We start from the raw sequence: 5,100 nt of genomic DNA on the forward strand, positions 1-5,100 counted from the left end.
TATTTGCTCAATAACGGCTGCTGTGACCTTCTCGCCATACCGAGCCTTGCTTTCAAACATTTCAGGCTTAGGTGCTACGGCTGTAATACTAAAATCTCTAGCATGGTTGATGTCGTGGTAATACTCTTTGATACTGGTATGCTTGGCTTTAGAGCCTTCCTTGCCCCTCGTTAGCCCCAAATCAGCGACCGTATTAGCAAAATCGGTCTGCATCTGGTTTAACTTGACCCTGCCCCCTAGAAAACTCTTACAGTTCAGCTTCCCCTTTTGATCAATAGGAACCACATAAGCGACTAGATGCGGTGTGCTTATGTCCCGATGAATACTCATACCAGCAATATTTTCTTCTCCATGTTTATCAACGAGCCATAAACTCGCTCGCTTAAAAAAATCCGCTTCCTTGCTGGTTCCCCAGCCTTCCCATTCAGGACTAGCGGTTATCAAATACTCAATACATAGCACCGCATCAGAGCGTCTTTTTTCAGGGAGCCGATCTTGTATTGCTTTTTTGACTGCTTCAGAGGTAGCAACGGTATGATGATTTTTAGGGGTGCGATTAGGGTCAGCATTAGGCGTTTCTATCGTTCGGTAGTTACGTGCAAGACTGCCGCCAATATTCCCCATCGTCTTTAATTTTGCCGTCCTTAAAATTGCATAGTTCATCGCCATTTTTCCTAATAATTGGGTATGATTTTACTAAAGTGTACTTACTACACCATAAATTTACCCGTTAGGAAAGCGAGATTTTTGACGCAAAAGATGGTGAAAAAGGGCTATTTTTCACTTTTTAGAAGCTAGGCTGTTTACAAATTGTAGACACCTTTTTTCTTTATAAATCAATGGTTAACGTCTGTTTTGTAAACATTTTGTATACAACTCAATTTCATTAACCCTAACAATATCAACTACTTGGCCATCCCTTTAGGGTGCGTATGGTGTAGTCATTAAATTAGGTAGAAAATGATGGGTCTTTTATCTGTCGTAATATTTTTGCAAAAAAGGGCTTATAAGAGCGTTACTGCTAGTTATTCACTGGCATAATCTTAGGCTGGTACAAATAATTTATTAACCTAAAAAAATCATCTGTAGCTACAGATGATTCCAATGGTCTGATTAGTTTTTTTTATAAATAGTTAACACTCTACAAGCTATATAAAGCTTATAAACACGAGGAAAGAGTCATGAAATTTGATTTAAGAGGTTTTGATCAACTAGAGAAGAATCTCTCAGAGTTATCTGGCGCTCATAGTATCCCACTGGACGATCTTATGATCCCTGGTTTTATATCTAGTTGCAGTCAATATTCGAATTTTGAGGAGCTAATAGAAGCTTCTGGGTTCAAAGTAGAAACGAAAGAAGATTTTGCAGCCATCCCAGATCAGGAGTGGGAGCAGTTTATTCAAACAAATACATCTTATGAAAGTTGGATAGAAATGCAAGAAGCTGCTGGGGTTAGCCATATGGAATCAAAATTATTTAAAGGCTTAAAGTAGAGACGTGTAATCAAGGTTTTCCCTAACTCTATGTCATACAAAAACTCAGAAAGAAAGCCATTAGCCTTTTTCTGGGTTTTTAATAAGAAGTATAAGACGCTAAAACTATTGAGATCTAATCACCTATCGTTTATATTAGATGTACAAATATAAGCGATAGGTGATTACTATGAGTACAACTAATTATAATATACGACTCGATCAAGATTTGAAGGACAGGTCTTTTTCTGTTCTTGAAAGCTACGGGTTAACGCCTTCACAAGCCATAAGACTGTTCTTGAACCAAGTCGCCGATACTAACGCGGTTCCCTTGTCTTTTGACTATCAGCCGAAGCTGAACGCACAAACTATCGCGGCCATTGCAGAGGTTACCAACGGTAACGGCACTAAGTACGACAGCTTTGGTGATCTTATGGATGAGCTAGAAGGCGAGGCTGATGAGATCCATTGAAGTATCAAGCCAGTTTAAGAGGGATGCCAAAAAGAATTATCTAAGCTTGCTCACTCCTGCATGGGGCGAGGTGCTTAATTGTTTGACTAACGATGTGCCGCTACCTGCTAAGTATAAAGATCATGCGTTGACCGGCAATCATAAGGGATTTAGAGATTGCCATATCAAACCTGATTTAGTGCTTATCTACCGTGTTCAGAGCGATACGGTAGATTTCGTTAGGCTGGGTAGCCATTCAGAGGTGTTTGATTAGCCTGTTTTAAGTGGTTCCATAATGGCAGTCTATTTTAAGTAGTCTGTTAATAGGTTTGAGGGGTGAAATAGCTGGTTCCGCTGGGGCATACCTATAGAAAATCTGACATATACTTTTGGTTGATTGTCTGCTTAGTATTTGTCAACTGGTCAATAAAATAGCCATTTCCATGTGCTATAACACGTCTTTTACATAAATTTCGGAAGTAATCCTTAGTATGGAAATATTTTAACCTATTGAGTTCATAGGATAGGTTTTTGTATTCGCGAGTAGCTAATATGATTAGTTCAAATTTATCAGTTTGAAGGCATATGACTTGAGGGTAAAAACCTGGTCTACGTTCTACTTTTCCTAAAAAGTAGGTGTGCATGCTAGTATAAACAAACAAGGATGCCCAAGCCGTTGATATACATGTTGATGCTGATGCAATTTTTTCTGTATAGCCTTTTTTGGCAACATGAACTTCAATAGTATTAAAAAAGCATGTTGGCATCTGTAACTCAAAGTAGTTTTCGATATCACTGTGAGTAGCGACTTTCCCTGTAGACTCGCTGAGTTCAATCCGACAAACTGGAAGGGGATGTAACTCAATATTACTCGAAGAAACATTTGGTGCTTCTGTGTAAGGTGCATTCCCTTTAAGAGGATTGCATCCATCGGAAGAGATATGGATTTCTCCAGTCATTTTTTTCCGTTTTGCAATTCCATGATATGTCAGGTGAGCGTTTTTCGATTCAATATTGGATGTCAATTTTCCTTTCCTAAAGTGCATACATTCATAGCCGTCCGGTATGGTTATAAAAACCTCGACCCCACCATCTAATTCTTTTAAACAAAATGCTAATATAGGCTTTCCATCACGTAGAGCCTTTATTTTTGCTACAGATTCATGGCTATCGAAGTAATAAGTGCAGAGACTAAAGTCTGATCGATATTTTTGACCGTGAATGTCATGCTTTATTCCATTATTCATAGGAAGTATCCAATAATACGGTAAGCTTGCTTATAAATAGACTGTAATTGTTATTTCAATAATAAGTACGATCTAGTGTTCTAAATGTGAAAAACTTTCAGCTATTGATACTTAAGATACTCTCTGATAGGACGTTTATTAAACTGTGTAGGGTCTTTTTTAAGGCGGTTAACCATTTCAAACTCCCACACCTTCATGTCCTGACCAGCTGGGCTAGTCGAACTAACTAGATCATTATAATCTGCTACAAAACTAGGATTTCGAGCAATACGGCCTAGCTGCTTATCATTTAGACCTTCAATCGTAAACATATCGGCTGTATCTTTGTCTCTACTAACACCTTGTTGCTTACTATCTTTAGGCTTACTTTTTGACAGTACTTTAAATTTAAAACCAATAATATTTTTACCGTCTTTTTCTTGCTCATAGCCAACTTTGATATCAGTGTGCTTGTTAATTTCTTTAATAGCTTTGTCTAAAACACCAGATTTGAAGTCACACATCCGTTGATATTCATCATCGTCTACTCCAAGTTGACCTCTAAACACTTTTAAACCAAATAAAGGGGTCTGTTTGGCTTCACGCCATTGTATTAGAAGTTCATATAAACGTACTGAATACATACTATTAAGCATTGATGTTTGTTCTAACGTGTACTTAGTAAAAAACTGCTCTATACCGTTTATACGTGTTATTTCATTTACTACCGCAGGCGTAAATATAATCTCAATAGTACCTTTATCCTGCTTATACTTTGCTTGACTTATCCAACGGGACTTAACGGGATAACCATCATTTTCGTCTAGAAAAGTAAATCTACGCTCGAATAGATTTTCTTCCGCTTTTTTAAGTACGTCATAAGCACCTTGTCGTGTCGTTCCAAACGCTTCAGCGTATCTTGAGGCTTTTATAGTTAAAGGCTTGTCTGCTGACAATCCTTCATTTTTTTCTCTGCTGTCTATGATAGCTAGCTGAACCAACCTTATTTCAGCAAGCGTAAGGTTTTGGATTGCCGTATTTAGTCTGTTTGTCTTAACTATAAGATCCATCTTATTATTACCTGCATTCATACTTGGTTTCATCAACTTAGCCCTCTAACTATATAACGATAAATAATATACCACCATTATGACGATAAATAAATAAGTATCGTCATAAGGTAAGTAAACTACGTTCTATGGGTAAGTAAACTACGTTCTATGGGTAAGTAAACTACGTTCTATGGGTAAGTAAACTACGTTCTATGGGTGATGAAAGCATTTGTACACAAGGGCTATAGCGGACTTAAAAGCTGTTAAAAGCATTAAAAACATTAAAAACATTTTTTTATTTTTTTACTAACTAAAAAGATAAAAGGAAAAACCCTAGTTACCTCGAAATATCAGAGACTTTTTTGTGCTCTTTTGGATCAGATATTCAATCAACCCTTTCAAAATTATCTATCAATTTGTTTTTGACTTCATCCAAAGTAGTAGGTTTGTTAAACTTTATAAATTTTTTAGCATTCTATTGATTTTATTTTTCTTAAACCTTAGTAATGAACTATAGAAACCATCCTATTTGCCTACATAACTAGATTTAACAGCCTTAATTATCTATTTTGATACATACCTAGCCTTTTCATATTTAACCCTCTCTACAGCGATTTTACGGCTTTCTAGTTGCATTGCCTCATTCACCCTAGCAATTTCCTCTTGATTTAGACCATCAACTGCCACCAAGTAAGGCTCAACACGTTTTTTGAGAGTCTCATAGCTCCCTTCTGCCACGTTTTTATCCATCCTAGCTTTCTCGTAGTCCGCTAAAATGCTGTTAGCCGCTTTCACAGTCGGTTCTATTTGCTCAATAACGGCTGCTGTGACCTTCTCGCCATACCGAGCCTTGCTTTCAAACATTTCAGGCTTAGGTGCTACGGCTGTAATACTAAAAT

The 5,100-nt window shown here is 37.3% G+C and carries 7 protein-coding genes; 3 read left to right on the forward strand and 4 right to left on the reverse strand.

What is annotated here, in order from left to right; translation table 11 throughout:
* A partial coding sequence (gene mobV / locus RCH20_RS12355) for a MobV family relaxase (RefSeq protein ID WP_327193813.1) occupies positions 1-663 on the reverse strand: 663 nt, incomplete at its 3' end.
* 518 nt (positions 664-1,181) lie between these two features.
* Between mobV and RCH20_RS12360 the strand changes: the two genes are divergently transcribed.
* The 3 genes from RCH20_RS12360 to RCH20_RS12370 all read left to right on the forward strand — a co-directional run bounded on the left by RCH20_RS12360 (position 1,182) and on the right by RCH20_RS12370 (position 2,197).
* The gene (locus RCH20_RS12360; protein WP_327193814.1) at positions 1,182-1,493 is read left to right on the forward strand and encodes a hypothetical protein; all 312 of its coding nucleotides are present in this window, start codon (positions 1,182-1,184) and stop codon (positions 1,491-1,493) included.
* A 169-nt stretch (positions 1,494-1,662) separates the two neighbouring features.
* Positions 1,663-1,944, forward strand: coding sequence for a type II toxin-antitoxin system RelB/DinJ family antitoxin (locus RCH20_RS12365; protein ID WP_327193815.1), 282 nt, complete (start codon positions 1,663-1,665; stop codon positions 1,942-1,944).
* Entirely contained in the window at positions 1,931-2,197 is a 267-nt protein-coding gene (locus tag RCH20_RS12370) for a type II toxin-antitoxin system RelE/ParE family toxin (protein ID WP_193009115.1), read from the forward strand. The genes RCH20_RS12365 and RCH20_RS12370 overlap by 14 nt, the downstream gene beginning before the upstream one ends.
* A gap of 91 nt (positions 2,198-2,288) precedes the next feature.
* Here RCH20_RS12370 and RCH20_RS12375 read toward each other — a convergent pair whose 3' ends face one another.
* The 3 genes from RCH20_RS12375 to RCH20_RS12385 form a co-directional block, all read right to left on the reverse strand.
* A complete protein-coding gene (locus RCH20_RS12375) occupies positions 2,289-3,170 on the reverse strand; it encodes a hypothetical protein (protein ID WP_327193816.1) in 882 nt (293 codons plus the stop codon).
* A gap of 101 nt (positions 3,171-3,271) precedes the next feature.
* Positions 3,272-4,252, reverse strand: a complete 981-nt coding sequence (gene repM / locus RCH20_RS12380; protein WP_327193817.1) for a replication initiation protein RepM — start codon at positions 4,250-4,252, stop codon at positions 3,272-3,274.
* A gap of 513 nt (positions 4,253-4,765) precedes the next feature.
* Positions 4,766-5,100, reverse strand: a 335-nt coding sequence (locus RCH20_RS12385) for a hypothetical protein (RefSeq protein WP_327193818.1), incomplete at its 5' end; no start/stop codon positions are given.

This window comes from Psychrobacter sp. PL15 (assembly GCF_035984995.1).
Taxonomy (GTDB): Bacteria; Pseudomonadota; Gammaproteobacteria; order Pseudomonadales; family Moraxellaceae; genus Psychrobacter.

What these genes read in the sequence shown, in the direction of transcription:
- RCH20_RS12360 (WP_327193814.1), top strand. Translation starts at nt 1,182, where the DNA reads ATGAAATTTGATTTAAGAGGTTTTGATCAACTAGAGAAGAATCTCTCA.
- RCH20_RS12365 (WP_327193815.1), top strand. Translation starts at nt 1,663, where the DNA reads ATGAGTACAACTAATTATAATATACGACTCGATCAAGATTTGAAGGAC.
- RCH20_RS12370 (WP_193009115.1), top strand. Translation starts at nt 1,931, where the DNA reads ATGAGATCCATTGAAGTATCAAGCCAGTTTAAGAGGGATGCCAAAAAG.
- RCH20_RS12375 (WP_327193816.1), bottom strand. Translation starts at nt 3,170, where the DNA reads ATGAATAATGGAATAAAGCATGACATTCACGGTCAAAAATATCGATCA.
- repM (WP_327193817.1), bottom strand. Translation starts at nt 4,252, where the DNA reads ATGAAACCAAGTATGAATGCAGGTAATAATAAGATGGATCTTATAGTT.